General features: G+C 69.6%; 27 protein-coding genes and 1 tRNA gene. 20 read left to right on the forward strand and 8 right to left on the reverse strand.

Annotation, left to right across the window (positions count from 1 at the left end; all coding sequences use genetic code 11):
- Together DN069_RS14570 and DN069_RS14575 are read left to right on the forward strand one after the other, a co-directional pair.
- On the forward strand, nucleotides 1-505 hold a 505-nt coding region (locus DN069_RS14570), incomplete at its 5' end, for an RDD family protein (RefSeq protein WP_133259926.1).
- A 60-nt stretch (nucleotides 506-565) separates the two neighbouring features.
- Nucleotides 566-1084, forward strand: coding sequence for an RDD family protein (locus DN069_RS14575; RefSeq protein WP_165845503.1), 519 nt, complete (start codon nucleotides 566-568; stop codon nucleotides 1082-1084).
- 124 nt (nucleotides 1085-1208) lie between these two features.
- Here the strand turns inward: DN069_RS14575 and DN069_RS14580 are convergent, their stop codons facing one another.
- From DN069_RS14580 to DN069_RS14590, 3 genes are all read right to left on the reverse strand, one after another.
- Nucleotides 1209-1472, reverse strand: a complete 264-nt coding sequence (locus tag DN069_RS14580; protein ID WP_111501402.1) for a hypothetical protein — start codon at nucleotides 1470-1472, stop codon at nucleotides 1209-1211.
- 278 nt (nucleotides 1473-1750) lie between these two features.
- Nucleotides 1751-2344 carry an isochorismatase family protein gene (locus DN069_RS14585; RefSeq protein WP_111501403.1) on the reverse strand — a complete coding sequence of 198 codons (594 nt, stop codon included), beginning with the start codon at nucleotides 2342-2344 and terminating at the stop codon, nucleotides 1751-1753.
- 205 nt (nucleotides 2345-2549) lie between these two features.
- On the reverse strand, nucleotides 2550-3863 hold the full coding sequence (locus DN069_RS14590; protein WP_207892156.1) for a nicotinate phosphoribosyltransferase: 1314 nt from the start codon (nucleotides 3861-3863) through the stop codon (nucleotides 2550-2552).
- Nucleotides 3864-4051: 188 nt separating this feature from the next.
- On the opposite strand from DN069_RS14590, the gene clpS reads away from it, so the two are divergent.
- The 8 genes from clpS to DN069_RS14625 all read left to right on the forward strand — a co-directional run bounded on the left by clpS (nucleotide 4052) and on the right by DN069_RS14625 (nucleotide 8267).
- Entirely contained in the window at nucleotides 4052-4354 is a 303-nt protein-coding gene (gene clpS / locus DN069_RS14595) for an ATP-dependent Clp protease adapter ClpS (RefSeq protein WP_111501405.1), read from the forward strand.
- Nucleotides 4355-4364: 10 nt separating this feature from the next.
- Complete coding sequence (locus DN069_RS14600) at nucleotides 4365-4931, forward strand: DUF2017 domain-containing protein (protein WP_111501406.1); 567 nt, start codon at nucleotides 4365-4367, stop codon at nucleotides 4929-4931.
- A 23-nt stretch (nucleotides 4932-4954) separates the two neighbouring features.
- Nucleotides 4955-5377 (forward strand): M67 family metallopeptidase, encoded by a 423-nt coding sequence (locus DN069_RS14605; RefSeq protein WP_111501407.1) that lies wholly within the window; start codon nucleotides 4955-4957, stop codon nucleotides 5375-5377.
- A gap of 128 nt (nucleotides 5378-5505) precedes the next feature.
- Nucleotides 5506-5610 (forward strand): putative leader peptide, encoded by a 105-nt coding sequence (locus DN069_RS42605; RefSeq protein WP_332262344.1) that lies wholly within the window; start codon nucleotides 5506-5508, stop codon nucleotides 5608-5610.
- A gap of 106 nt (nucleotides 5611-5716) precedes the next feature.
- Nucleotides 5717-5995 (forward strand): MoaD/ThiS family protein, encoded by a 279-nt coding sequence (locus tag DN069_RS14610; protein ID WP_111501408.1) that lies wholly within the window; start codon nucleotides 5717-5719, stop codon nucleotides 5993-5995.
- A 1-nt stretch (nucleotide 5996) separates the two neighbouring features.
- Nucleotides 5997-6965, forward strand: a complete 969-nt coding sequence (locus tag DN069_RS14615; protein WP_111501409.1) for a PLP-dependent cysteine synthase family protein — start codon at nucleotides 5997-5999, stop codon at nucleotides 6963-6965.
- A 211-nt stretch (nucleotides 6966-7176) separates the two neighbouring features.
- Nucleotides 7177-7368, forward strand: a complete 192-nt coding sequence (locus tag DN069_RS14620) for a helix-turn-helix transcriptional regulator (RefSeq protein WP_111501410.1) — start codon at nucleotides 7177-7179, stop codon at nucleotides 7366-7368.
- Nucleotides 7369-7520: 152 nt separating this feature from the next.
- A complete protein-coding gene (locus tag DN069_RS14625; RefSeq protein WP_111501411.1) occupies nucleotides 7521-8267 on the forward strand; it encodes an MBL fold metallo-hydrolase in 747 nt (248 codons plus the stop codon).
- Nucleotides 8268-8274: 7 nt separating this feature from the next.
- On the opposite strand, the gene DN069_RS14630 is transcribed toward DN069_RS14625, so the two are convergent.
- Both DN069_RS14630 and DN069_RS14635 read right to left on the reverse strand, forming a co-directional pair.
- The gene (locus DN069_RS14630) at nucleotides 8275-9510 is read right to left on the reverse strand and encodes a PTS transporter subunit EIIC (RefSeq protein ID WP_111501412.1); all 1236 of its coding nucleotides are present in this window, start codon (nucleotides 9508-9510) and stop codon (nucleotides 8275-8277) included.
- A gap of 120 nt (nucleotides 9511-9630) precedes the next feature.
- The gene (locus DN069_RS14635) at nucleotides 9631-10881 is read right to left on the reverse strand and encodes a PTS transporter subunit EIIC (protein WP_111501413.1); all 1251 of its coding nucleotides are present in this window, start codon (nucleotides 10879-10881) and stop codon (nucleotides 9631-9633) included.
- Nucleotides 10882-11061: 180 nt separating this feature from the next.
- On the opposite strand from DN069_RS14635, the gene DN069_RS14640 reads away from it, so the two are divergent.
- The 3 genes from DN069_RS14640 (at nucleotide 11062) to rdgB (ending at nucleotide 12758) form a co-directional block, all read left to right on the forward strand.
- Nucleotides 11062-11295 (forward strand): PTS sugar transporter subunit IIB, encoded by a 234-nt coding sequence (locus DN069_RS14640; protein ID WP_042372585.1) that lies wholly within the window; start codon nucleotides 11062-11064, stop codon nucleotides 11293-11295.
- A gap of 120 nt (nucleotides 11296-11415) precedes the next feature.
- On the forward strand, nucleotides 11416-12141 hold the full coding sequence (gene rph, locus DN069_RS14645; RefSeq protein ID WP_111501414.1) for a ribonuclease PH: 726 nt from the start codon (nucleotides 11416-11418) through the stop codon (nucleotides 12139-12141).
- Between the two features lie 5 nt (nucleotides 12142-12146).
- A complete protein-coding gene (rdgB, locus tag DN069_RS14650; RefSeq protein WP_111501423.1) occupies nucleotides 12147-12758 on the forward strand; it encodes an RdgB/HAM1 family non-canonical purine NTP pyrophosphatase in 612 nt (203 codons plus the stop codon).
- Nucleotides 12759-12812: 54 nt separating this feature from the next.
- On the opposite strand, the gene DN069_RS14655 is transcribed toward rdgB, so the two are convergent.
- A tRNA-Leu gene (locus DN069_RS14655) sits at nucleotides 12813-12896 on the reverse strand.
- A gap of 252 nt (nucleotides 12897-13148) precedes the next feature.
- Here DN069_RS14655 and DN069_RS14660 point away from each other — a divergent pair.
- Together DN069_RS14660 and DN069_RS14665 are read left to right on the forward strand one after the other, a co-directional pair.
- Nucleotides 13149-14684, forward strand: a complete 1536-nt coding sequence (locus tag DN069_RS14660) for a carbohydrate binding domain-containing protein (protein ID WP_111501415.1) — start codon at nucleotides 13149-13151, stop codon at nucleotides 14682-14684.
- Nucleotides 14685-14800: 116 nt separating this feature from the next.
- Nucleotides 14801-17146, forward strand: a complete 2346-nt coding sequence (locus DN069_RS14665) for a glycosyl hydrolase family 18 protein (RefSeq protein WP_111501416.1) — start codon at nucleotides 14801-14803, stop codon at nucleotides 17144-17146.
- Between the two features lie 55 nt (nucleotides 17147-17201).
- Here the strand turns inward: DN069_RS14665 and bcp are convergent, their stop codons facing one another.
- Nucleotides 17202-17669, reverse strand: a complete 468-nt coding sequence (bcp, locus tag DN069_RS14670; protein WP_111501417.1) for a thioredoxin-dependent thiol peroxidase — start codon at nucleotides 17667-17669, stop codon at nucleotides 17202-17204.
- 135 nt (nucleotides 17670-17804) lie between these two features.
- On the opposite strand from bcp, the gene DN069_RS14675 reads away from it, so the two are divergent.
- The 4 genes from DN069_RS14675 (at nucleotide 17805) to DN069_RS14690 (ending at nucleotide 20967) form a co-directional block, all read left to right on the forward strand.
- Nucleotides 17805-18146: a DUF3618 domain-containing protein gene (locus DN069_RS14675; protein WP_111501418.1), complete on the forward strand. Its 342-nt coding sequence runs from the start codon at nucleotides 17805-17807 to the stop codon at nucleotides 18144-18146.
- 108 nt (nucleotides 18147-18254) lie between these two features.
- Nucleotides 18255-18560, forward strand: a complete 306-nt coding sequence (locus DN069_RS14680) for a GroES family chaperonin (protein ID WP_111501424.1) — start codon at nucleotides 18255-18257, stop codon at nucleotides 18558-18560.
- Between the two features lie 103 nt (nucleotides 18561-18663).
- Entirely contained in the window at nucleotides 18664-20310 is a 1647-nt protein-coding gene (locus DN069_RS14685) for an MFS transporter (protein WP_111501419.1), read from the forward strand.
- 63 nt (nucleotides 20311-20373) lie between these two features.
- On the forward strand, nucleotides 20374-20967 hold the full coding sequence (locus DN069_RS14690) for a class I SAM-dependent methyltransferase (protein WP_111501420.1): 594 nt from the start codon (nucleotides 20374-20376) through the stop codon (nucleotides 20965-20967).
- Nucleotides 20968-20978: 11 nt separating this feature from the next.
- On the opposite strand, the gene DN069_RS39405 is transcribed toward DN069_RS14690, so the two are convergent.
- Entirely contained in the window at nucleotides 20979-21986 is a 1008-nt protein-coding gene (locus DN069_RS39405; protein WP_133259927.1) for a hypothetical protein, read from the reverse strand.
- Nucleotides 21987-22177: 191 nt separating this feature from the next.
- Here DN069_RS39405 and DN069_RS14705 point away from each other — a divergent pair.
- Nucleotides 22178-23257: dihydrolipoyl dehydrogenase family protein (locus DN069_RS14705; protein ID WP_111501425.1), on the forward strand; the 1080-nt coding region annotated here is incomplete at its 3' end.

The raw sequence follows: 23257 nt of genomic DNA on the forward strand, positions 1-23257 counted from the left end.
CCCCCGGCGGGAACGGCCGCAGACGCGGCCCGCGCTGCTCGGGCCGAGGATCGGGGCGCGGTTGGTGGACACCGTCGTGACCTACGCCCTGGTCGGTGTCCTCGCCGTGGCGCTGGCGCAGCGCGTCACCCTGCACCTGCAGGCGAAGATCGACGCTGCGCAGGCCAGCGGCCTGCCGCAGACGGTGTGGCTGGTGGACGGGACCGTGCTGGCCGACGCGGGCCTCCTGCTGGCGGCCCTGCTCGCTGTCGGGCTCGTCTACGAGACGATCCCGGTCGCGGTCTGGGGCCGCACCCTCGGCAAGGCGATGTTCGGGCTGACCGTGCTGGACGCCCGGAGCAAGTCCCGGCCGAGGCTGGGGCGCACCCTCCTGCGCACGGCCATGTGCCAGACGCTCGTCTTCCTCCTCCTGGGCATCCTCGAACTGGTGCCCTGTGCCACGGACCGGAAGCTGCGTCAGAGCTGGCACGACAAGCTCGGTGCCACCTTCGTGGTGAAAGGTTGAAACGCGGGAAACACCCCTGGATCCGATGGAATGTCCGGATCGAATGGTTCACTGCTGGCTATGACGACACCTCAGCCCCCGGACGGCGGCGGGCCGTACTACCACCCGCCGTCCGACACCGAGACGACCGAGGCGGTCGGCGGGATGCCGCCGCTCGCGGGGCTGGGCAAGCGGCTGACGGCGCGGATCATCGACATCGCGATCGTGATCGTCATCGCGGTCCCGTTCGGTCTGATCGCCTTCTTCGCCGACCGGCACGACCGGAACCTGGTGAGCTTCGTCGGCTCACTCTCGGCGATGCTGGTCGCCTTCGTCTACGAGGGCCTGATGCTGACCCGGTCGCGGGGGCAGACCGTCGGCAAGAAGCTGATGGGCCTGCGGGTCGCCGTGCTCGCCGACGGGAGCGTGCCGGAGGGTTCGCCCGGATGGACGCGGGCGGCCGTCTGGGGGCTGCCCGGGGCGATCGTCTGCGGCTGCCTGTGGTGGGCGATCGACGGTGTCTGGGTCACCTGGGACCAGCCCTACCGACAGGCCCTGCACGACAAGGCGGCGAAGACCGTGGTCGTGGAGGCTCGTTGAAGCGCAGAGGCCCGTTGAAACGCAGAGGCGTTGAGACCTGCGCCACGCCGATGTGATCATGGACAAGCGCGGTGCCCCGGGCAGGGGGCGCCGCGCTTTCATGCGTGCGGGGGCCGAGCCGGCCTCAGTGCGGGACGCGCTCCCGCTCCGGGATGGACTCCACCGCGGGCGCCGGCGCCTGCGCCTTGGCGACCACGCGGGAGCCGCCCGGGGCGCCGCGCGGTCGCGAGCGCCGCAGTGCGGCGACCACGCCGACGGCGAGGCCCAGCAGGGCGAGCAGCAGGATGAGCGGCGTGCTCTGCGTGCCGGAGAGGGCCAGCAGGGCCACTGTGGCGCCGACGACCGCGAGCGTGCCGAGCGCCAGCTGAGATACCGTCAGACGTGGCATGGCTGTTCCGTCCTTCGCTTCGGGACTGCGGGCCGGCCACGGGATCGATCGGGGCCCGCCGGGGGAGAGTTCGAGCGGGGGACTCGTATGAAGATGTCGAGTGGTTCCGGTACGGCAGATACCCGGTGCATGTGCCGGTAAGCGCACCCTAACCGCCGAGAGGGGAGCACAGGGGGGCGCACGGGCTCACGCCCCTTGACACAGCCCCAAGTTGGCAGGCTACCGACTCGCGCTCAAGCCCTGCTCGCGCACCCGCCCGGTCCCTGGTCGGCCTTCCCTCAGTCCGCGAGGACGACCGGCGTGCCGGTCAACTCCACACCGGCGGCGTGGAGTTCGGCCAGCGCGGTCTCCGTTGTGGCCTTGGCCACGCCCGCCGTCAGGTCGAGCAGCACGCGGGTCGTGAAGCCCTCGCGCGCCGCGTCCAGCGCGGTGGCGCGGATGCAGTGGTCGGTCGCGATGCCGACCACGTCGACCTCGGTCACCTGGTGGGCGCGCAGCCACGCGGCGAGGCCCACGCCGTTCTCGTTCAAGCCCTCGAAGCCGCTGTAGGCGGCGGCGTGCGCGCCCTTGTCGAAGACCGCCTCGACCGCGCCGGAGGTGACCGCGGGGGCGAAGTTGGGGTGGAAGCCCACGCCCTCGGTGCCGGCGACGCAGTGGGCCGGCCAGCTGGAGCGGAAGTCGGGGTGCGCGGAGAAGTGGTCGCCCGGGTCGATGTGGTGGTCCCGGGTGGCGACCACGTGGTCGTAACCGCCGGTGCTCTCGGCGACCAGGTCGGTGATCGCGGCGGCGACCTCGGCGCCGCCGGCGACCGGCAGGCTGCCGCCCTCGCAGAAGTCGTTCTGCACATCCACGATGATCAGTGCGCGGCGCATGGCGGTGACTCTCCTCGGCGCTTTCCCTGTGCTGGTGGTGTTTCTCCGGTGGTGCGGGTGATGCTGGCGGTGCTGTGGTGCCGGCGGTACAGCGGTGCTGCGGTGTCGTCGTGCTTGGCAGCAGCGTAGGGAGGGGCGGGGGATTGCGCGAGGGGTGGCCGCGACGCAATGTTCGCGTGTCAACCCCCGCGCGCCCCCCGGCGGCTCAGCCGCCCAGGTAATCCGTCGGCACGACGGCCTCGCCGCGCGACAACTGGGTTGCCGAAAGCGGCAGTTGGCCGCGTGAGCGGAGATGGCGTTCACGGGCCTCGGTCAGCGGCTCGCGACCGACGACCTCGCCGCCGCGGACCAGCTCGCGGTGGAGCAGGCGCTCCCGCAGGTCCGTCGGTACCGGCCCGGTGCCGACGATCTCGGCCTCGGCCACGCCGTCGGCGTCCAGGCGTCGCGCGGCCCACTTGGCGCCGCCGCGGCTGGCCTTGGCGCCCGCCGAGCGCTTGGCGACGGGCACCAGCGGCGCGTCCCGGTCGGCGGAGGCGGCGCGGGCGACCAGCTTGTAGACCATCGAGCAGGTCGGCTGCCCGCTGCCGGTGACCAGTGAGGTGCCCACGCCGTAGGCGTCGACGGGCGCGGCGGCCAGCGCGGCGATGGCGTACTCGTCCAGGTCGGAGGTGACCACGATGCGGGTCTTCTGGGCACCCAGGTCGTCCAGCTGGCGGCGGACCCGGTGGGCCAGCATCAGCAGGTCGCCGGAGTCGATCCGGACCGCGCCGAGATCCGGACCGGCCACCTCGATGGCGGTGCGGACGGCCTCGGTCAGGTCGTAGGTGTCGACCAGCAGGGTGGTGCCGCGGCCCATCGACTCGATCTGGGCGGTGAAGGCGTCCCGTTCGGTGTCGTGCACGAGGGTGAACGCGTGCGCCGCCGTCCCCGTGGTCGGGATGCCGTACTCGAAGCCGGCCTGCAGGTCGGAGGTGGCGCCGAAGCCCGCGATGTACGCCGCGCGGGCCGCGGAGACGGCGGCGCGCTCGTGGGTGCGCCGGGCGCCCATCTCGATGACCGGGCGGTCGCCCGCGGCCGCGGTCATCCGCGAGGCCGCGGCGGCGATCGCGGAGTCGTGGTTGAGGACCGACAGGATCGCCGTCTCCAGGATCACCGCCTCGGCGAAGCTGCCCTCGACCACCATGATCGGGGAGCCAGGGAAGTAGCACTCGCCCTCGCCGTAACCGCGGATGTCGCCGCGGAAGCGGTAGTCGGCGAGCCAGCGCAGCGTCTCCTCGTCGACGACCTGCTGGTCGGCGAGCCAGTCCAGCTGTGCGGGGGTGAAGCGGAAGTTCTCGACCGCGTCCAGTACGCGCCCGACGCCGGCGGTCACCCCGTAGCGGCGGCCGTCCGGCAGCCGTCGGGTGAAGACCTCGAACACGGAGTGCCGCTGCGCCGCACCGCTGCGCAGGGCGGCCTGCAGCATGGTGAGCTCGTAGCGGTCGGTGAGCAGGGCGGTCGACGCCGTTGCAGCATCCATGCACATCATCGTACCCCCATTTCGTCAGTTTGACGATTTCTCCTGCGCAGATCACCCGGACGGCTGCGGTCGACTCCCACTCGTGCCCGAGCGGGTCCCGGATCGCTTGAGGAAAGCCCGGATGGCAGCATGGACCTTGCACAAGAGGTCGTGGACGGGCAGTACGAACCGTACGAGGAGTACCAGTCGTGAGCGTCGCGCCGGTGGAGATCGAGCGCACCGAGGCCGAGTCGGCGCCGTTCGAGGTGCCCGATCCGGACGTCCCCTGGGTGACGATCGTCCACAACGACCCTGTTAACTTGATGACCTACGTCGTCTACGTCTTCCAGACGTACTTCGGCTATCCCAAGGAGAAGGCCCGTCAACTGATGCTCGACGTGCACCACAAGGGCCGCGCGACGGTCTCCAGCGGCACCCGCGAGGAGATGGAGCGCGACGTCCAGGCGATGCACGGCTTCGGGCTCTGGGCCACGCTGCAGCACGACAAGTGACGGGCGATCGATGACCGGTCTGTTCAAGCGCGCCCACGGTGGGGGCGCGCAGCTCACCCTCGACCCGGTCGAGGCCTCCATCCTGCGCAGCCTCATGGTGCAGATGCTCGAACTCATCGGGCCCGGGCCCGGGGAGGACGCCCCCGAGGACCCGCTGGCCGCGCTCTTCGCCGAGGGACCGACCAAGCCGCCCGCCGATCCGGCGCTGGCGCGGCTCTTCCCCGACGCGTACGCCGAGGGCCCCGAGGCGGGGGAACTCTCCTCGGAGTTCCGCCGCTTCACCGAGAACGACCTGCGCGCCCGCAAGCGCGACGACGCCGTCGCGGTGGTCCGCGCGATCGACGACGCCGAGGAGGACCGCAAGGGCCGCGCCGTCGTCCGCCTCGACCCCGACGGCTGTCGCCGCACCCTCGGCGCCCTCAACGACCTCCGGCTCACCCTCGGCAGCCGCCTGGACGTCTCCGAGGACGACGACTCCCTCTACGCCCTCCCGGACGAGGACCCGCGCAAGCCGATGGTGATGGCCTACCTGTGGCTGGGCGGCCTCCAGGAGTCCCTCCTGGAGACGATGTTCTAGCCGGGCCTGCCTATATTTGGCCCATGCTGACCATCACCCGCGAACTGCACGACGCGATCGTCGCCCACGCGCGCGCCGACCACCCCGACGAGGCTTGCGGCGTGATCGCCGGCGCCGCCGGCAGCGGGCGGCCCGAGCGGTTCATCCCGATGCTCAACGCGGCGCGCTCGCCCACGTTCTACGAATTCGACTCGGGTGACCTGCTGAAGCTGTACCGCGAGATGGACGACCGCGACGAGGAGCCCGTCGTGATCTACCACTCCCACACGGCCACCGAGGCGTACCCCTCCCGGACGGACGTGTCCTACGCGTCCGAGCCGAACGCCCACTACGTGCTGGTCTCCACCGCGGAGTGCGGCAACGAGGAGGGCCCCGTCCAGTTCCGTTCGTTCCGCATTGTGGACGGCGTGATCACAGAGGAAGACGTCGAGGTCGTCGGCGCCTGAACGGCGGACGTCAGGGAGGGCCCGGCAGACCCCGCCGGGCCCTCTGGCATATCGGGATACGAGACGAATCCGTCCATCTGGCAGGACGGGGATCCCTTTCGGGGGTCGGGAATCTATACGATGCCTGCATGCGTTCCGTCGACATGAGCACTCACGCGCCCGGCATCCGCCTCGTCGCGCGGCTGCACGTCGACCTGTGCCGCCTCGCCAGCGCCATCTGTCGCGCCGCCTGAGCCCTTCCCGCAGCGTCGTCCGTCCCGTTCGGCAGCGAACCCGACGCCCGCCCGTGCGCGCTCGGCGCGCGTCCTCTCCCACTGAGACCACTTCTGGAGCCCTGCCATGGCCATCGAGGTCCGCATCCCGACCATCCTCCGCACCTACACCGACGGCGCCAAGGCCGTCGAGGGCAGCGGCCCCACGCTGGACGCCCTCTTCAGCGACCTCGACGTGCGCCACCCGGGCCTGCGCGAGCGCCTCGTCGACGGCGGCGAGCTGCGCCGGTTCGTCAACGTCTACCTGAACGACGAGGACGTCCGCTTCCTCGGCGGCATCAACACCGAGGTCGCCGCGGGTGACAGCGTGACGATCCTGCCCGCGGTCGCCGGCGGCGCGCGCTGACATGAAGTACGACACCCCCCTCGACGCCGTCGGCAACACCCCCCTCGTCGGCCTGCCGCGCCTCAGCGCGACGGTGCCGGGCAACGAGGCGGGTCTCGTACGTCTGTGGGCCAAGCTGGAGGACCGCAACCCCACCGGCTCGGTCAAGGACCGCCCCGCCCTGCACATGATCGAGCAGGCCGAGGCCGCGGGCCGGCTCACGCCGGGCTGCACCATCCTGGAGCCCACCAGCGGTAACACCGGCATCTCGCTGGCCATGGCCGCGAAGCTCAAGGGCTACCGCATGGTCTGCGTGATGCCCGAGAACACCAGCGAGGAGCGGCGCGAACTGCTGCGCATGTGGGGCGCCGAGGTCATCTCCTCGCCCGCGGCGGGCGGCTCGAACACGGCCGTCCGCGTCGCCAAGGAGCTGGCGGCGGAGCACCCGGACTGGGTGATGCTCTACCAGTACGGCAACCCCGACAACGCGGGCGCCCACTACAAGGGCACCGGCCCGGAGATCCTGGCCGACCTGCCGACGATCACGCACTTCGTGGCCGGCCTCGGCACCACCGGCACGCTGATGGGCGTCGGCCGCTTCCTGCGCGAGAAGGTCCCCGGCGTACAGATCGTCGCGGCCGAGCCGCGCTACGACGACCTGATCTACGGGCTGCGCAACCTGGACGAGGGCTTCGTCCCGGAGCTCTACGACGCCGAGGTGCTGACCACGCGCTTCAGCGTCGGCAGCGCGGACGCGGTCCGCCGCACCCGCGAGCTGCTGCAGCTGGAGGGCATCTTCGCGGGCATCTCCACCGGCTGCAGTGTGCACGCCGCGGTCGGGGTCGGCCGCAAGGCCGCGAAGGCGGGGGAGCGGGCGGACATCGTGTTCGTGGTCGCGGACGGCGGGTGGAAGTACCTGTCCACCGGCATCTACACCGCCGAGACCACCGAGCAGGCGGTCGAGGCGCTCCAGGGCCAGCTCTGGGCCTGACACGCTCCGGCCCGGCACGCTCTGGGCCCAGGGCAAACCCTCCCCGTCTGCAAAGAGTGTGACGGTCTCGGATTCTTTATCCGTTTTCTGCCCTGAGATCGTCACAGAACGCCGACAGCCCCCGATGCCGGGAGCCTCCTCTCGTTGGGCCGGAAAACGCTGGACCCCACGCAGTCCAGCAGGAGTTCCGCGTCCGACGGAGGAGGCCCGCATGAGCGCCACCGAGCTGTGGTCCTATCGGGAGATCGCCGCGCACATCGGGGTGAAGCCCGAGACGGTCAAGTCCTACCGCCGGCAGGGCATCCTCCCGGCGCCGGACCTGATCACCTCGTTCGGTCAGCCGCGGTGGCATCCGGAGACCATCCGAGCGTGGGTGCGACGCCGTCCGCACAACCGAGCGTGAGCGCGCCGGAGCGGGCCCCCTTCCTGGTGATTCCGACCACAACCGGCCCGGCGGGCGGAGCGGGAGACCTGCCCCGGCCGTACCCTCGTAGCTCACGACCTCACGACCTCACGGCAACGGAGCCGTGGATGTGAGCCGGCGGAGGGCGCGGCATGAAACTGACGGTTGTCGGGAGCTCCGGGAGCTTCCCGTCGGCGGAGTCGGCCTGCTCCTGCTACCTGGTCGAGGCCGAGGGCTTCAAGGTCGTCATCGACCTGGGCAACGGCGCGCTCGGCGCGCTGCAGAAGTACACCGGGCTGTATGACGTGGACGCCGTCGTGCTGAGCCACCTGCACCCGGACCACTGCATCGACCTGTGCGCCTACTACGTCGCCCGCAACTACCGCTTCGAGGGCTGCCCCGCGCCGCTCCCCGTCTTCGGCCCCGCCGGCACCGCCGAGCGGCTGGCCCGCGCCTACGACATGGACGAGGACCCGGGCATGAAGGGCGTCTTCGACTTCCGGACGCTCAGCGAGGGCAGCTTCGAGCTGGGCCCGTTCACCGTCACCGCCACGCAGGTCGCCCACCCGGTCGAGGCCTACGGCTTCCGCTTCGAGCACGGCGGCGCGTCCTTCGTCTACACCGGCGACACCGGGCCGTGCGGGCAGCTGGTCGATCTCTCCCGCGGCACCGACCTGCTGCTCTCCGAGGCCGCGTACACCCACGGCAAGGAGGAGTTCGCCGACGTCCACCTCAACGGCCGCCAGGCCGGCGAGCTGGCCACGGCGGCGGGCGTCCGGCGCCTGGTCCTCACGCACATCCCCCCGTGGACGGACCCCCAGCGCAACATGGACGACGCCGCCGGGACGTACGACGGCCCGGTCGAGCTGGCTCGACCGGGCGCGGTGTACGAGATCTGAGCCGGGCTCAGGCCTTGGTGACGTCCTCGATCTCCTCCTCGGGCTCGCGGCCCGGGGTGGTGAGGTTGAACTTCACGATCGCGAAGCGGAACAGCACGTAGTAGACCGCCGCGAAGCACAGGCCGATCGGGATGATCAGCCACGGCTTGGTGGCGAAGTGCCAGTTGAGCACGTAGTCCAGCAGGCCCGCCGAGAAGGTGAAGCCGTGGTGGACGCCGAGCCCCCAGGTGACGGCCATCGAGACGCCGGTCAGCAGCGCGTGGATCACGAAGAGCACCGGCGCGATGAACATGAAGGCGAACTCGATCGGCTCGGTCACGCCGGTGACGAAGGCGGTCAGCGCGACCGAGAGCATCATGCCCGCGACGACCTTGCGACGCTCGGGGCGCGCGGTGTGGACGATCGCCAGGGCGGCGGCCGGAAGGCCGAACATCATGATCGGGTAGAAGCCGCTCATGAACTGACCGGCCGACGGGTCGCCGGCGAAGAAGCGGTTCAGGTCGCCGTGGACACCGTGGTAGGTGCCGACCTGCTGCCAGAAGAAGGTGTTCACGAACTGGTGCATGCCGATCGGCAGCAGCAGCCGGTTGACGAAGCCGAAGATGCCGGCGCCCAGCGGGCCGAGGCCGATCAGCCAGTTGGAGAAGTGGTCCAGCCCGCCGCCGATGGTGCCCCAGGTGAGTCCGAAGAGGACGCCCACCAGGGTGCCGACGAAGGCCATCTGGATCGGGACGAGGCGGCGGCCGTTGAAGAAGCCCAGCCAGTCGACCAGCTTGGTGCGGTGGTACTTCTGCCACAGCACGGCGGAGAGCAGGCCGATCACGATGCCGCCGAGGACGCCGGGGTTCTGCGGCGTTCCGGCCGGGGTCGCGGCGGTGACGGTGCCGGCGGCCGGGAAGGCGGTCAGCACGTTGTGGTACACCACGAAGCCGACGACCGCGGCGAGCGCGGTGGATCCGTCGGCCTTCTTGGCGAAGCCGATCGCCACGCCGATGCAGAACAGCAGCGGCATGTTGTCGAAGACGCCCTGGCCGGCGGCGGCGAAGACGGCGGCCACCTTGCCCCAATGCAGCCCCTGGGCGCCGAACACGTCGGGCTGGCCGAGGCGCAGCAGGATGCCCGCTGCGGGAAGGACGGCGATCGGCAGCTGAAGGCTCCGGCCCAGCTTCTGAAGACCCTGGAAGAGGCCCGAGCCCCGCTTCTTTGCGGTCGTGGCCACCGGGGCAGCGGTGGTTGCGCTCATGGTGTTCCCTAACGAAGTAATGGTCCACACCACAGTGGTTTAGACCACGTGGTGTAGACCATTCTTAGCACGGCTTTACCGGAGCGGAACCCTCCGTGTCGCAGTTGTGATGTTTTGCGATTACTCCCTGATGTTCGCCGCCTCCAGCTCGTCGGCGTCGTCCTCGCGCCCCGGGGTCTTGATGTCGAATCTGACGATCACGTAGCGGAACAGCCCGTAGTAGACGACCGCGAAGACGCAGCCGACCGGCAGGATGATCCAGGGCTTGGTGGCGAGGCTCCAGTTGAGCCCGTAGTCGATCAGTCCGGCCGAGAAGCTGAAGCCGTCGTGGACGCCGAGAGCCCAGGTGACCGCCATCGAGACGCCGGTCAGCAGCGCGTGGATGCCGTACAGCACCGGCGCGAGGTAGGCGAAGGAGAACTCGATCGGCTCGGTGACGCCGGTGATCATGGAGGTCAGGCCGAGCGAGATCATCATGCCGGTCACCTCCTTGCGGCGGCTCGGCTTGGCGCAGTGCGCCATGGCCAGGGCGGCGGCCGGGAGGGCGAACATCATGACGGGGAAGAATCCGGTGGTGAAGATGCCCGCGTGCGGGTCGCCCGCGAGGAAGCGGGGGATGTCGCCCTGGGCGACCCGGCCGTCGGGCGCGTGGTAGGTGCCGTACTGGAACCACACGTAGCTGTTGATCAGCTGGTGCATGCCGATCACCAGCAGCAGGCGGTTGGCGACACCGAAGATGCCCGAGCCGAGCCAGCCCAGGTGGGTCAGCCAGTCGCTGAAGCTGTTGAGCGCGGTGCCGATCGGCGGCCACAGGTTGATGAAGAGGACGCCCAGGAGCAGGCCCACGCCGGACATGATGATCGGGACCAGGCGGCGGCCGTTGAAGAAGCCGAGCCAGTCCGGCAGCTTGGTGCGGTGGAAGCGCTGCCACAGGTAACCGGTCATCAGCCCGAGCAGGATGCCACCGAGCACACCGGGATTCTGGCCGGGGTAGGGGAGATGGTTGGCCAGGCCGTCCTTGGTCGGGAAGGCGTCCAGCACGCCCCGGTAGACCAGGAAGCCGGCGACGGCCGCGAGCGCCGTGGAGCCGTCCGCCTTCTTGGCCATGCCGATGGCGACGCCGATGCAGAAGAGCAGGGGCAGGCCGAGGTAGGCGCCCAGCAGGGCGCCGCCGGCCGCGGCGAAGACCTTGGCGACGTTGTCCCAGTGCAGTCCCGTGGCGCCGAAGACGTCCGGTTGGCCGAGGCGGTTCAGGATGCCCGCTGCGGGGAGCACGGCCACGGGCAGTTGGAGGCTGCGGCCCATCTTCTGCAGGCCACTGTAGAACTTCTGCCAGTTGGAGGGCCCCGCGACCACCTGCGCCGAACTCATCTCGACTCTTCTCCCTCAGGTGGTGTAGACCATTCAGGTACGAGGCGTGCCCGTCAGGTCACATCCTCGGATGGCTTGCTGATCTTCGCTCGCGAAGTTGGGCCATTAGTGCGTTAACGTGACAGACCGGGACACTGCCCTTAAAACTGGTGCTCCCGGCCTGAGAACAGGAGAGACCAGATGGCCACGAAGGCTGAGAAGATCGTCGCGGGACTCGGCGGAATCGAGAACATCGAAGAGGTCGAAGGCTGCATCACCCGCCTGCGCACCGAGGTCCACGACCCCTCCCTGGTCGACGAGGCCGCGCTCAAGGCCGCCGGAGCCCACGGGGTCGTCAAGATGGGCACCGCGATCCAGGTCGTCATCGGCACCGACGCCGACCCGATCGCCGCCGACATCGAAGACATGATGTGACGTCCTGAAGGTGATTGCCTGACGCCCCGTTCGGGGCATGAGACCAGTGGCCTGCCCCCGTGCGCACTCACGGGGGCAGGCCGCCGGTCTCTTTTGCACGGGTTGGGTAGGGTCTCAGGCATGACTCGCATTGACGGCCGCAGCCCCGACCAGCTCCGTCCCATCACCATCGAACGCGGATGGAGCAAGCACGCCGAGGGCTCTGTCCTGGTCTCCTTCGGAGACACCAAGGTCCTCTGCACCGCCAGCGTCACCGAGGGCGTGCCGCGCTGGCGGCGCGGCAGCGGCGAGGGGTGGGTGACCGCGGAGTACGCGATGCTGCCGCGCTCCACCAACACCCGCAGCGACCGCGAGTCCGTCCGCGGCAAGATCGGCGGCCGCACCCATGAGATCAGCCGCCTGATCGGCCGTTCGCTGCGCGGCGTGATCGACCTCCGCGCGCTCTCGGAGAACACCATCGCGCTCGACTGCGACGTCCTCCAGGCCGACGGCGGCACCCGGACGGCCGCGATCACCGGCGCCTACGTCGCGCTGGTCGACGCGGTCCGCTGGGCGCAGGCCAAGAAGATCACCCGGGCCAAGGCCGAGCCGATCGTCGGCGCGGTCGCCGCCGTCAGCGTCGGCATCATCGACGGCGTGCCGATGACGGACCTCTGCTACGAGGAGGACGTCCGCGCCGAGACCGACATGAACATCGTCTGCACCGGCGACGGCCGCTTCGTCGAGGTCCAGGGCACAGCCGAGGGCGCGCCCTTCGACCGCGACCTGCTGAACCAGCTGCTCGACCTCGGCCAGCTGGGCTGCAGCGAGCTGGACGCGATCCAGCGCAAGGCCCTGGAGGGATGAGCGACATGCCCTCGAACCGGAAGCTCGTCCTCGCCACCCGCAACGCCCACAAGGTGGGCGAGCTGCGCGCGATCCTCGGCGCGGCGGGACTCGACGTCGACCTCGTCGGCGCCGACGCCTTTCCCGAGGTGCCGGACGTCCCCGAGACCGGCGTGACCTTCGCGGAGAACGCGCTGCTCAAGGCACACGCGCTGGCCCGCGCGACCGGCCTGCCGGCCGTCGCCGACGACTCCGGCCTCTGCGTCGACGTCCTCGGCGGCGCCCCCGGCATCTTCTCGGCCCGCTGGGCCGGCCGCCACGGCGACGACAAGGCCAACCTCGACCTGCTGCTCGCCCAGCTCGCCGACATCGCCGCCCCCCACCGCGCCGCCCACTTCGCCTGCGCGGCGGCCCTGGCCCTCCCGAACGGCCAGGAACGCGTCGTCGAGGGCCGCCTCCGCGGCACCCTCCGCTTCGAGCCCGCCGGCTCCTACGGCTTCGGCTACGACCCGATCCTCCAGCCCGACGGCTACGCCGTCACCTGCGCCGAGCTGACCCCGGACCAGAAGAACGCCATCAGCCACCGCGGCGAGGCCTTCCGCGCCCTCGTGCCGGTGCTGAAGGAACTCCTGGGCTGACAGCAGCCGAGACGAAGGCCCCGCCTCCTGAGGAGGCGGGGCCTTCGTCTTTTGTGCGGCCGGAGGGACTCGAACCCTCACGCGCTCACGCGCACTGGCACCTAAAGCCAGCGAGGCTGCCAATTTCTCCACGGCCGCATGAGGGGAATGCTACCCACTGCGCCATCGCGCTGTCCTCACCGTCTCGCGCGTCCGCCGGCGTGTCCACGTGGTCGAGACCAATAGGACTAGGCCAGTTTTGGTCATCATGCCGATGAGCTGCAGCTTCGATGAACCTTAAGTGTCCTTAAGTGACACGTTGCCAAATAGGGTCTTGACGGTAGGGGATGGTCCAGGCCAATTTATCTGCGGGCGCAGCCGTTGACCGGCCGGGAGTTGGAGGCAGCTGAGATGGACGACAGACGTGCTGTACGGGTGAAGGCCGCTCTCGCGGCGTGTACCGCCGGGCTGCTGGGGGTCGGCGGGTTGGCGCTGGTCGGGGGGGCCGCGCAGGCGGCGACTGGGCAGTTGCTGGTGAACGGCGGGTTCGAGAGCGGGAATCTGAGCGGGTGGAGCTGTTCCGCCAATGACAAGGTGGTCAGCAGCCCTGTCGCGGCCGGGAGTTACGCCCTGTCGGGTACGCCCGCCGGGCAGGACGACGCGCAGTGCGCGCAGACCGTCGCGGTCGTGCCCAACTCGACCTACACGCTGAGCGGTCAGGTCGAGGGCAACTACGTCTACCTTGGTGACACCGGGACCGGGACCACCGACACCAGCACCTGGACACCCGGCGCGAGCAGTTGGAGCAGCCTGTCGACCACCTTCACGACCGGGGCGAGCACCACCTCGGTGACGGTGTGGGTCCACGGCTGGTACGGACAGGGCACGTTCGGCGCCGACGAGCTGTCGCTGACCGGTCCGGTGCCTGCCGGCGGAGGCGGCGGTACCCCGTCGCCCAGCGCGAGCGCGACCTCGACGGGCAGCCCGAGTGCGAGCCCGAGCCCGAGTCCGAGCAGCAGCGCGACCACCCCGCCGCCGCCCGTCGACACCGGCTTCCACCACCCCGTCTACTTCATGCCGTTGGACAACTCGCCGCAGGCGGTCTCCGACATCATCGCCGGCTCCGGCGAGAACCAGTTCAACCTCGCCTTCGTGCTGGACTCCGGCGGCTGCACGCCCGCCTGGGGCGGGAACGCGAGCACCCCGGTGTCGTCCGACACCGCCGTCGCGGCGGACATCAGCGCGATCCGCGCGGCCGGCGGCGACGCCGCGGTGTCGTTCGGCGGATACAACGGGACCGAGCTCGGCTCGTCCTGCGGCAGCAGCTCCGCGCTGGCCGCCGCCTACCAGCAGGTGATCACCAAGTACAACCTGACCCGGATCGACCTGGACTGGGAGAACACCGCCCTCGACGCCAACATGGCCCTCCGTTGGGGCGCCATCAAGCAGTTGGAGGCCGCGAACCCGAACCTGGTCGTCACTCTGACCATCCCCGCGACCACCGTCGGCCTCCCGCTGACCGGCCGGGACGAGATCCAGCAGGCGATCAACGACGGTGCCCGGATCGACCGGGTCAACGTGATGGACTTCGACTTCGGCCTGAACGGCGGCACCCAGACCGCCGCCGCGGAGACCGTCGCCGCCGACACCGCGCAGCAGCTGCAGACGCTGTACGGGTGGAGCGCCGCCACCGCGTGGTCGCACCTGTCGGTTCAGCTGATGAACGGTCACACCGACCAGCCCAGCGAGCTCTACACGCAGTCGACCTTCACGGACCTGCTCGGCTACGTCCAGGCCAACCACGCCGCCGCGTTCTCCTACTGGGACGTCAACCGCGACCGTGCCTGCGATCCGAGCGTCGTCCACAACTGGGCCGACGGGGCCTGCTCCAGCGTGACGCAGAACCCCTACGACTTCACGAAGATCATCACGCAGTACAACGGCTGACCCCACCTCGGCCACCAGACCCCACCCGCGCCGGAGGGCCCCACACCCCGGCGCGGGTGGCCAGCACCGCAAGCACCGCGCAAGAGAACTTCCCCCACGAACAACGGAGTTGCTCCATGCACCAGCGTGCCCTGCCCGCCCCCGCCGCCCCTGAGCGGAGGTTGAAGCGCAGCACCGCCCTGGCGGCCGCGACCGCCCTTGTGGCCGGCACGGTCGCGCTCGCCGCCGGTCTCACCGGTGCGAGTGCCGCCGCCACCAACCTTGTGACCAACGGTGACTTCGAGACCGGCAACCTGTCCGGCTGGTCCTGTTCCACGCTGGACAGCGTGGTCACCTCTCCGGTCCACGGCGGCAGTTACGCCCTCCAGGGCGCGGCGAGCTCCGGCGACGACGCGCAGTGCGCACAGACCGTCACGGTCCAGCCGAACACCAGCTACACGCTCTCGGCCTACGTGCAGGGCAACTACGTCTACCTCGGCGCGACCGGCACCGGCGTCAGCGCCAGCACCTGGACGCCCGCCAACAGCAGCTACGGCCAGCTGACCACGAGCTTCACCACCGGCGCCACCACCACCTCGGTGCAGGTCTACACGCACGGCTGGTACGGCCAGGGCACGTACTTCGCCGACGACGTGACGCTGACCGGCCCGGCGGGTTCGGGTGGCGGCACCACCAGCCCGTCCGCGTCGCCGACCTCGGCCAGCCCGTCGGCGTCGGCGACCAGCGCCAGCCCGTCCGCCTCCCCGACCAGTGCGTCCCCGTCCCCGTCCGCGAGCGCGACCTCCGCGTCCCCCTCGCCGAGCGCCAGCTCGACCAGCGGCGGCGGCACCGCGCCCGGCGGCGACGGCCAGGTCTCCACCCCGAGCGGCGTCTCCGCCAAGGTCACCAACAACGCGGTGACGCTGAGTTGGACCGGCTCCACCGACAGCTCCGGCACCGGCGACACCCCCGCCTACTACGTCTACAGCGGCGCCAACCTGATGGCCACGGCGATGGGTTCGACCGTCACGGTCAGCTCGCTGCAGCCGAACACCAGCTACACCTTCACCGTGCAGGGCTACGACAAGGACGGGCACTCCTCCGCGCAGTCCACGCCGATCACCGTCACCACGGGCGCGGCGCAGACCGGTGCGATGAAGTCCGCGTACTTCGACCAGTGGTCGATCTACGGCAACGCCTACTACCCCAAGAACGTGGGGACTTCGGGCGCCGCGGCGGGCATGAAGGTGATCACCTACGCCTTCGAGAACATCGACCCGACCAACCTCAACTGCTTCGAGACGGTCAAGGCCTCGGACTCCACCAACGAGTCGGACCCGAACGCGGGTGACGGCGCGGGCGACGCGTTCGCGGACTACCAGAAGTCCTACACCTCGGACATCTCCGTGGACGGCACCTCGGACACCTGGTCGCAGCCGATCAAGGGCAACTTCAACCAGCTGCGTGAGCTGAAGGCGAAGTACCCGAACCTGCGGATCAACCTCTCCATCGGCGGCTGGACCTACTCGAAGTACTTCTCCGACGTGGCCGCCACCGACGCGTCCCGCAAGAAGTTCGTCTCCTCCTGCATCGACATGTTCATCAAGGGCAACCTGCCGACGAACATCTCCGGTGACGCCTCCGGCGGCACGGGCTCGGCGGCCGGCCTGTTCGACGGCATCGACATCGACTGGGAGTACCCGGCCTCGGCCGGCGGCCACACCGGCAACCACTACTCGGCCGCCGACACCGCCAACTACACCGCGCTGCTCGCCGAGTTCCGCAGCGAGCTGGACGCGTACGGCTCGACCGTCGGCAAGCACTACCTGCTGACCGCCGCGCTGCCGTCCGGCCAGGACAAGATCTCGCTGATCCAGCCCGCCGCGATCTCCAAGTACCTGGACTACGGCGACCTGATGACCTACGACATGCACGGCGCCTGGGACTCGACCGGTCCGACCAACTTCCAGGACCCGCTGCACGACACGTCGAACGACCCGAGCAAGGCGATCGCGCCCGGCACGGCGAAGTACAACATCGACGAGACCATCAAGGCGTACACCACGGGTGACTCCGCCTACGGGATCACCGGTGGCTTCCCGGCCAACAAGCTGGTCCTCGGCGTCCCGTTCTACTTCCGCGGCTGGACGGGCGTCCCGGCCGGCAGCAACTACGGCCTGTACCAGTCGGCGACCGGTGCCAGCCCGGCCCAGACCTACACCCAGGAGGCGGGCATCGCCGACTGGAAGGAGCTCGCCGCCAAGGGCCTCACGACCGGCTCGACCGTCCACTGGGACCCGACCACGCAGAGCGCGTGGATCTACGACGGCACCAACTTCTACACCGGCGACACCCCGCAGGCGATCACCGCCCGCGGCCAGTACGCCACCACCAACGGCCTCGGCGGCATCTTCGCCTTCTCCTTCGAGGGTGACGACGCCTCCGGCTCGCTCATCAACGCGATGAACAGCTCGATGCAGTAACAAGCAGCACGAAGGGGCCCCGGCGCTGCGCGCCGGGGCCCCTTCGCCTGTGCGATCAGACCTTCAGGTCCTTGATCAGCTTCGCGACGTGGCCGGTCGCCCGCACGTTGTAGAAGGCGTGCTCGATCTTGCCCTGCTCGTCGACGACGAAGGTGGAGCGGATCACGCCGGTGACCGTCTTGCCGTACATCGTCTTCTCGCCGAAGGCGCCGTACGCCTGCAGCACCTCCTTGTCGGGGTCCGCCACCAGGGTGACCTTGAGGTGCTCCTTCTCCCGGAACTTCGCCAGCTTCTCGGGCTTGTCCGGGGAGACGCCGATGACGTCGTAGCCGGCCCCGGCCAGCACGTCCAGGTTGTCGGTGAAGTCGCACGCCTGCTTGGTGCAGCCCGGTGTCAGTGCGGCCGGGTAGAAGTAGACGATGACCTTGCGGCCGAGGTGGTCGCCGAGGGAGACGGCCTTGCCGTCCGCGTCGGGCAGGCTGAAGGCGGGAGCGGCGTCGCCGGGGGAAAGTCGGGCACTCATGCTGTGACGGTACCGCTCGGCGCCCGCTGGTGCGGTCTGCGTCAGAGCGGGGTGCCGCTGCGCGCGGGCGAGCGGGACCTGACAGACTGTCCAGGAGCAGTAGCAGTCGGCGAGCGAGCGAGAGAGGGTGTCCTCGTGGGCGAGGTCAGCACCAGGGACGAGAGCCGGGATCGGCGGAGCGCGGCCCAGATCGAGGCGGACATCGCCCGTACCCGGGCGCAGCTCGCTGCGACGCTCGACGAGCTGTCCGTGGCCGTCCACCCCTCGACGATCGTCGGGCAGGCGAAGGCGCAGGCCAAGGCGACGGTGGACCGCACGGTCGGCCAGGCCTTCGTCACGGTGAACCGCGGCCTTGAGCAGGTCCGGGCGCAGTTCGTGGACGAGAAGGGGCAGCCGCGCAAGGAGCGCATCATCCCCGTTGCGGCCGTGGCCGGCGCGGTGGTGGTGGGCCTGGTGCTGCTTCGCCGCAAGAAGTAGCGCCCGGCTGCCTGTACGGTTTCCTGCGTGAACGCGGACGAGACGGTGGCGGACGGGACTGTGGGCAAGAAGCACGACTCATCCTTCGGCGAGAAGCTGCCGATCCGGATGCTGCACGACCGCGTCCTGGTCCGCACCGAGGGCCCGGAAGGCGAACGCCGCTCGACCGGCGGCATCCTGATCCCGGCGACGGCGGAGCTGTCGAAGCGCTGCGCCTGGGCGGAGGCTGTCGCGGTGGGCCAGAACGTCCGCAGCATCGAGCCGGGGGACCGGGTCCTCTACGACCCGGAGGACCGCGCGGAGGTCGAGGTCCGCGGCACGCTCTACGTGCTGCTGCGCGAACGCGACATCCACGCGGTCGCGTCCGAGCGCGTCAGTGACGCCGAGGGCACCACCACCGGGCTGTACCTGTAGGGACCCGTCCACGTTCCCGCCGTTCGGGTGTTCGGACGGCCGCGTTCAGGGACGTCCCGGCGGGGCGGGCGGGGGTCGTGCGCTCGCGGCGGGAAGATGCGGCATGGTTGAGACGACCGGCGCCTCGGACAGCCCGCCCAAGATGGCCGGTGCCGCCAGGCTTGTGTTGCTGACGCTCGCCTCCGGGCAGTTCCTGATGGCGCTCGACAGCTCCGTGATGAACGTGTCCATCGCCACGGTGGCGAAGGACGTGGGCACGTCGGTGACCGGGATCCAGGGCGCGATCACGGCCTACACGTTGGTCATGGCCGTTCTCATGGTTCCCGGCGGCAAGATCGGCGCCATGATCGGCCGCAAGCGGGCGTTCATGGTCGGGTGCCTCGTGTACGGCTGCGGCTCGTTCACCACGGCGATCGCGCCGAACCTGCCGGTGCTCCTGTTGGGCTGGTCGTTCCTGGAGGGCGTCGGTGCGGCGCTGATCCTGCCCGCGATCGTCGCGCTGGTCGCCGGGAACTTCGGGGAACGGCAGCGTCCGGCGGCCTACGGGCTGGTCGCGGCGGCCGGGGCGATCGCGATCGGGCTCGGGCCTCTCATCGGCGGCATCGCCACCACGTACTTCTCCTGGCGCTGGGTCTTCGCCGGCGAGGTCGTGATGGTCCTCGGCATCCTGCTGCTCGCGCGTCGCATGGTCGACGCACCGCCGGATCGGCGTCCCCGGGTCGACGTCGTGGGCGCGGTGCTGTCCGCTCTGGGGTTGGGCGGCTTCGTCTACGGGGTGCTCCGCTCCGACGAATGGGGTTGGTTCAGTCCGAAGCCGGGCCAGCCGTCCTGGTTCGGGTTCTCCCCGGTCGTCTGGCTGATGCTGGCGGGAATCTTCGTGATCTGGTTGTTCTTCCGCTGGGAGCGCCTCAGGATGAGGCGGGGCAGGGAGCCCCTGGTGGACGTGGACATGCTGCACAACCGGCAGCTCTCGGGCGGCCTGACGATGTTCTTCTTCCAGTACCTGATCCAGATGGGTGTCTTCTTCGTCGTCCCGCTCTTCCTGTCCGTCGCGCTCGGTCTCTCCGCACTCGCCACCGGGGTCCGCATCCTTCCGTTGTCGCTGACGCTGCTCGCCGCGGCGATCGGGATCCCTCGCCTCCTGCCGGAGGTGTCCCCGCGGGCCGTCGTGCGGATTGGTGTGCTGGCGATGATCACCGGTGCCGTGGTGCTCATGGCGGCCCTGGACGCCAGCTCGGGAGCGGAGGTCACCACGGTTCCGCTCCTGCTGATCGGCCTGGGCATGGGCGCACTCGCGTCCCAGCTCGGCTCGGTGACCGTCTCCGCGGTCCCGGACGAGCAGAGCTCCGACGTCGGAGGCATTCAGAACACAGTCACCAACCTCGGCGCCTCCATCGGCACGGCGCTCGCCGGGTCGGTCATGATCGCGGTGCTCACCTCGTCCTTCCTGAGCAACGTGGAGCAGAGCCCCGCGATCCCGGCCGAGGTCAAGAGCCAGGCCAACGTCCAGCTTTCGGCCGGCGTCCCGTTCGTCTCGGACGCCCAGCTCCAGTCCGCGCTCGACAAGGCCGGTGTGAACTCGCAGGCGAGCCAGGCGGCGCTCGACGCCTATGCCGACGCACGGATCGACGGACTCAAGGTCGCCCTCGCGATCCTGGCCCTCACCGGGCTCATCGGACTGTTCTTCGTCCAACGCATCCCGACGACCCAGCCCGGATCCGCGCGCGGCTCCGACACGGCCGCGCCGTAAAATGCGGGGCATGGACCATGATCGCTCCGGGATTGCCATGCCCCGCGTGGACGGCTCAGGCCGATGACGCGGCGGCCGACCCGCTGGCAGGAGTCCGGGTTCAGCGCGAACTACGGTCGGCGCTTCGCCGAGCTCATCGCCGCCGGCGAGGACGTCGACGGTGAGGCGCGGCTCGCAGACGCGCTCCTTCCTCGTGGTGCGCGCGTGCTCGACGCCGGGGCGGGCATGGGCCGGGTGGCAGCGGCACTGCTGCGGCGAGGGCATGACGTGCTCTCGATCGAGCCCGACAAGGCGCTGGTCCAACAAGCTCGGGAGACTTACCCGGGGCTGCCGATCGAGGAACGGGACATTCTCAGCCTCGGGTCCGACGACGGGCTGTTCGACCTGGTGGTCTGTGTCGGGAACGTCGTCCTCTACCTGGCCGAGGGCACGGAGCGGGCGGCGCTGGCGGCCATGCGCGACGTGCTCGGTGAGAACGGCAGGATTCTGGTCGGCTTCCACCTGGAGGGTCGGCCGCCGAACGCCCGGGAATACGCGGTCGCCGAGTTCGAAGCAGACCTGTCCGCTGTCGGGCTGCGCGTCAACCTGCGGGCGGGCAGCTACGAGTTGCACCCCGCGAACGACGACTACGGCGTTTGGATCCTGAGCCGCGAGTAGGGGACGCCGCCTCAGGGGCGGTGGCTCTCCTCGCTGGCCAGTTCGATGCCGATCGGGCTGTAGTTGGCCTGTTGGAGAAGTGTTCTGCCCTTCTGGTCCACCAGGCGGGTGACGAGCTCCTGCCCCGCGCCGAATATGGCCGCCCAGGCCAGAATGGCCGCGGAGGAGTGAGAGATCTGCACCGCCGAGACCAGGCCGCCTCTGAGCAGAAGGAGGCCGAGAAGGGCGGATATCCCGCCGGTCGGTAGTTTGAGCAGCATGAGGAACGCCGGCACCATGAAGGGCTGAGTGGTTCCGTCGATGTTGCGCAGGGCCACCGCGCCGACCAGCGCCGCAGAGGTCACTCCGACGAGTTCCACGATGAGGATGTCGATCCTCGTCGGACTGGCGCCGAGGGGATAGGTCGGGTCCTTGAAGCCGAGTATCCGACCCGCTTGTACGTCATACGCGCCGAGTATGGCCCAGGCCGCCAGGAGGAGAGCCATGCAGAGGGACGTCAGGAGGATGATGTTCCGGAACGAGCGAACCCGGTCGCGTTTGGCGTTGAGCACCGCATGGGCTGCCCGGAGGCATTCTGCCGCGAGTCCGACGTCCGCGGCCTCCAGTACATGGTCGGTTTTCCCGAGCCGGAATTCCAGTTGTCTGCGCCGGGGATCCGGCTCGCCGAGATGCCATTGCGTCTCTGCCAGGACGCGTGGACCCCACCCTTTCAGCTCGTTCGGGAATTGGGCGGAAAGGCGCAGCAGTTCCTCGGTCGCTGCTTGGACGTTCGACCATGCTTCTGTGACGTCCGTTCCGTACCAACCGCCCTTGGGGCGCGTTCGACGGGCGGCTGCCTCGCGAGCAGCTGTGAGTTGTGCCCGCGCATGCGCCACTGATAGCCCGGTGCTGTAGGCAGGAAAATCCGTTGGCTGCTTCCGTGTCAGTTCCTCCAGCCGGTCGAGCTGATACTGGGTGTCGTGTGCGAGGACCGTGACTCTGCGCCGCCAGGACGGAGACGAAGAAGGAGGGCTGTTCATCTCGCTGCCTCCAGATATCCAGTCTTCCCTCATCAGGCTGCCACGGTGCTGCCGGAATTGGCAACGCAAAGGCCCGCGGCGCCGATTGCGGCAAATTCCACTATTGAATTTTCGTCAAGCGAGTTCCCGTGGCCGTGTCTCGTCGATCACAGCCTGGGTGACGGGCCCCGGTTGGGCGTAGAGTCCGGAGCATGAGTGAGCACTTTGATGTGGTGGTGCTGGGGGCCGGCCCCGGTGGTTACGTGGCCGCGATCCGGTCGGCGCAGCTGGGTCTGACCACGGCGATCGTGGAGGAGAAGTACTGGGGCGGGGTCTGCCTGAACGTGGGGTGCATCCCCTCGAAGGCGCTGCTGCGCAACGCCGAGCTGGCGCACCTGTTCACCCAGGAGGCCGACACGTTCGGCATCCGTGTCGACGGCAAGGTGAGCTTCGACTACAAGGCTGCGTTCGAGCGCAGCCGTCAGGTCGCGGACGGTCGCGTCAAGGGCGTCCACTTCCTGATGAAGAAGAACAAGATCCGGCAGTTCCAGGGCCGCGGCCAGTTCGTGGACGCGAACACCCTCCAGGTCACCCTGAACGAGGGCGGCACCGAGACCGTCACCTTCGACCACTGCATCATCGCCGCGGGCGCCAGCACGCGCCTGCTGCCGGGCACGCAGCTGAGCAGCCGCGTGGTCACCTACGAGGAGCAGATCCTCAGCGACTCCCTGCCCGAGTCCATCGTCATCGCCGGCGCCGGCGCGATCGGCGTCGAGTTCGCCTACGTGCTGCACAACTACGGCGTCAAGGTCACCATCGTCGAGTTCCTGGACCGGATGGTCCCGCTCGAGGACGCCGAGGTCTCCGCGGAGCTGTCCAAGCGCTACCGCAAGCTCGGCATCCAGGTGCTCACCTCGACCCGGGTCGACTCGATCGACGACAGCGGCGAGAAGGTCCGCGTCACCGTCACCGGCAAGGACGGCGCCCAGCAGGTGCTGGAGGCCGACAAGGTGCTGCAGGCCATCGGCTTCGCGCCGCGTGTCACCGGCTACGGCCTGGAGAACACCGGCGTCCGACTGACCGAGCGCGGCGCGATCGACATCGACGAGTACTGCCGCACCAGCGTTCCGCACATCTTCGCGATCGGTGACGTGACGGCCAAGCTGATGCTGGCGCACGCCGCCGAGTCCATGGGCGTCATCGCCGCCGAGACCATCGGCGACGCGGAGACCATGTCGCTGGACTACGTGATGATCCCGCGCGCCACCTACTGCCAGCCGCCCACCCGCCGC

The organism is Streptacidiphilus pinicola, from assembly GCF_003258295.1.
Classification (GTDB): Bacteria; Actinomycetota; Actinomycetes; order Streptomycetales; family Streptomycetaceae; genus Streptacidiphilus; species Streptacidiphilus pinicola.

Coding starts and splice junctions, on each gene's coding strand:
- DN069_RS14635 (WP_111501413.1), bottom strand. CDS start 10,881: ATGAGTTCGGCGCAGGTGGTCGCGGGGCCCTCCAACTGGCAGAAGTTC.
- DN069_RS14640 (WP_042372585.1), top strand. CDS start 11,062: ATGGCCACGAAGGCTGAGAAGATCGTCGCGGGACTCGGCGGAATCGAG.
- DN069_RS14580 (WP_111501402.1), bottom strand. CDS start 1,472: ATGCCACGTCTGACGGTATCTCAGCTGGCGCTCGGCACGCTCGCGGTC.
- DN069_RS14680 (WP_111501424.1), top strand. CDS start 18,255: ATGCTGCACGACCGCGTCCTGGTCCGCACCGAGGGCCCGGAAGGCGAA.
- rdgB (WP_111501423.1), top strand. CDS start 12,147: ATGCCCTCGAACCGGAAGCTCGTCCTCGCCACCCGCAACGCCCACAAG.
- DN069_RS14600 (WP_111501406.1), top strand. CDS start 4,365: ATGACCGGTCTGTTCAAGCGCGCCCACGGTGGGGGCGCGCAGCTCACC.
- DN069_RS14585 (WP_111501403.1), bottom strand. CDS start 2,344: ATGCGCCGCGCACTGATCATCGTGGATGTGCAGAACGACTTCTGCGAG.
- DN069_RS14665 (WP_111501416.1), top strand. CDS start 14,801: ATGCACCAGCGTGCCCTGCCCGCCCCCGCCGCCCCTGAGCGGAGGTTG.
- DN069_RS14575 (WP_165845503.1), top strand. CDS start 566: ATGACGACACCTCAGCCCCCGGACGGCGGCGGGCCGTACTACCACCCG.
- DN069_RS42605 (WP_332262344.1), top strand. CDS start 5,506: ATGCGTTCCGTCGACATGAGCACTCACGCGCCCGGCATCCGCCTCGTC.
- DN069_RS14610 (WP_111501408.1), top strand. CDS start 5,717: ATGGCCATCGAGGTCCGCATCCCGACCATCCTCCGCACCTACACCGAC.
- DN069_RS14690 (WP_111501420.1), top strand. CDS start 20,374: ATGACGCGGCGGCCGACCCGCTGGCAGGAGTCCGGGTTCAGCGCGAAC.
- DN069_RS14625 (WP_111501411.1), top strand. CDS start 7,521: ATGAAACTGACGGTTGTCGGGAGCTCCGGGAGCTTCCCGTCGGCGGAG.
- DN069_RS39405 (WP_133259927.1), bottom strand. CDS start 21,986: ATGAACAGCCCTCCTTCTTCGTCTCCGTCCTGGCGGCGCAGAGTCACG.
- DN069_RS14685 (WP_111501419.1), top strand. CDS start 18,664: ATGGTTGAGACGACCGGCGCCTCGGACAGCCCGCCCAAGATGGCCGGT.
- DN069_RS14615 (WP_111501409.1), top strand. CDS start 5,997: ATGAAGTACGACACCCCCCTCGACGCCGTCGGCAACACCCCCCTCGTC.
- DN069_RS14630 (WP_111501412.1), bottom strand. CDS start 9,510: ATGAGCGCAACCACCGCTGCCCCGGTGGCCACGACCGCAAAGAAGCGG.
- rph (WP_111501414.1), top strand. CDS start 11,416: ATGACTCGCATTGACGGCCGCAGCCCCGACCAGCTCCGTCCCATCACC.
- DN069_RS14605 (WP_111501407.1), top strand. CDS start 4,955: ATGCTGACCATCACCCGCGAACTGCACGACGCGATCGTCGCCCACGCG.
- DN069_RS14660 (WP_111501415.1), top strand. CDS start 13,149: ATGGACGACAGACGTGCTGTACGGGTGAAGGCCGCTCTCGCGGCGTGT.
- DN069_RS14590 (WP_207892156.1), bottom strand. CDS start 3,863: ATGGATGCTGCAACGGCGTCGACCGCCCTGCTCACCGACCGCTACGAG.
- DN069_RS14620 (WP_111501410.1), top strand. CDS start 7,177: ATGAGCGCCACCGAGCTGTGGTCCTATCGGGAGATCGCCGCGCACATC.
- bcp (WP_111501417.1), bottom strand. CDS start 17,669: ATGAGTGCCCGACTTTCCCCCGGCGACGCCGCTCCCGCCTTCAGCCTG.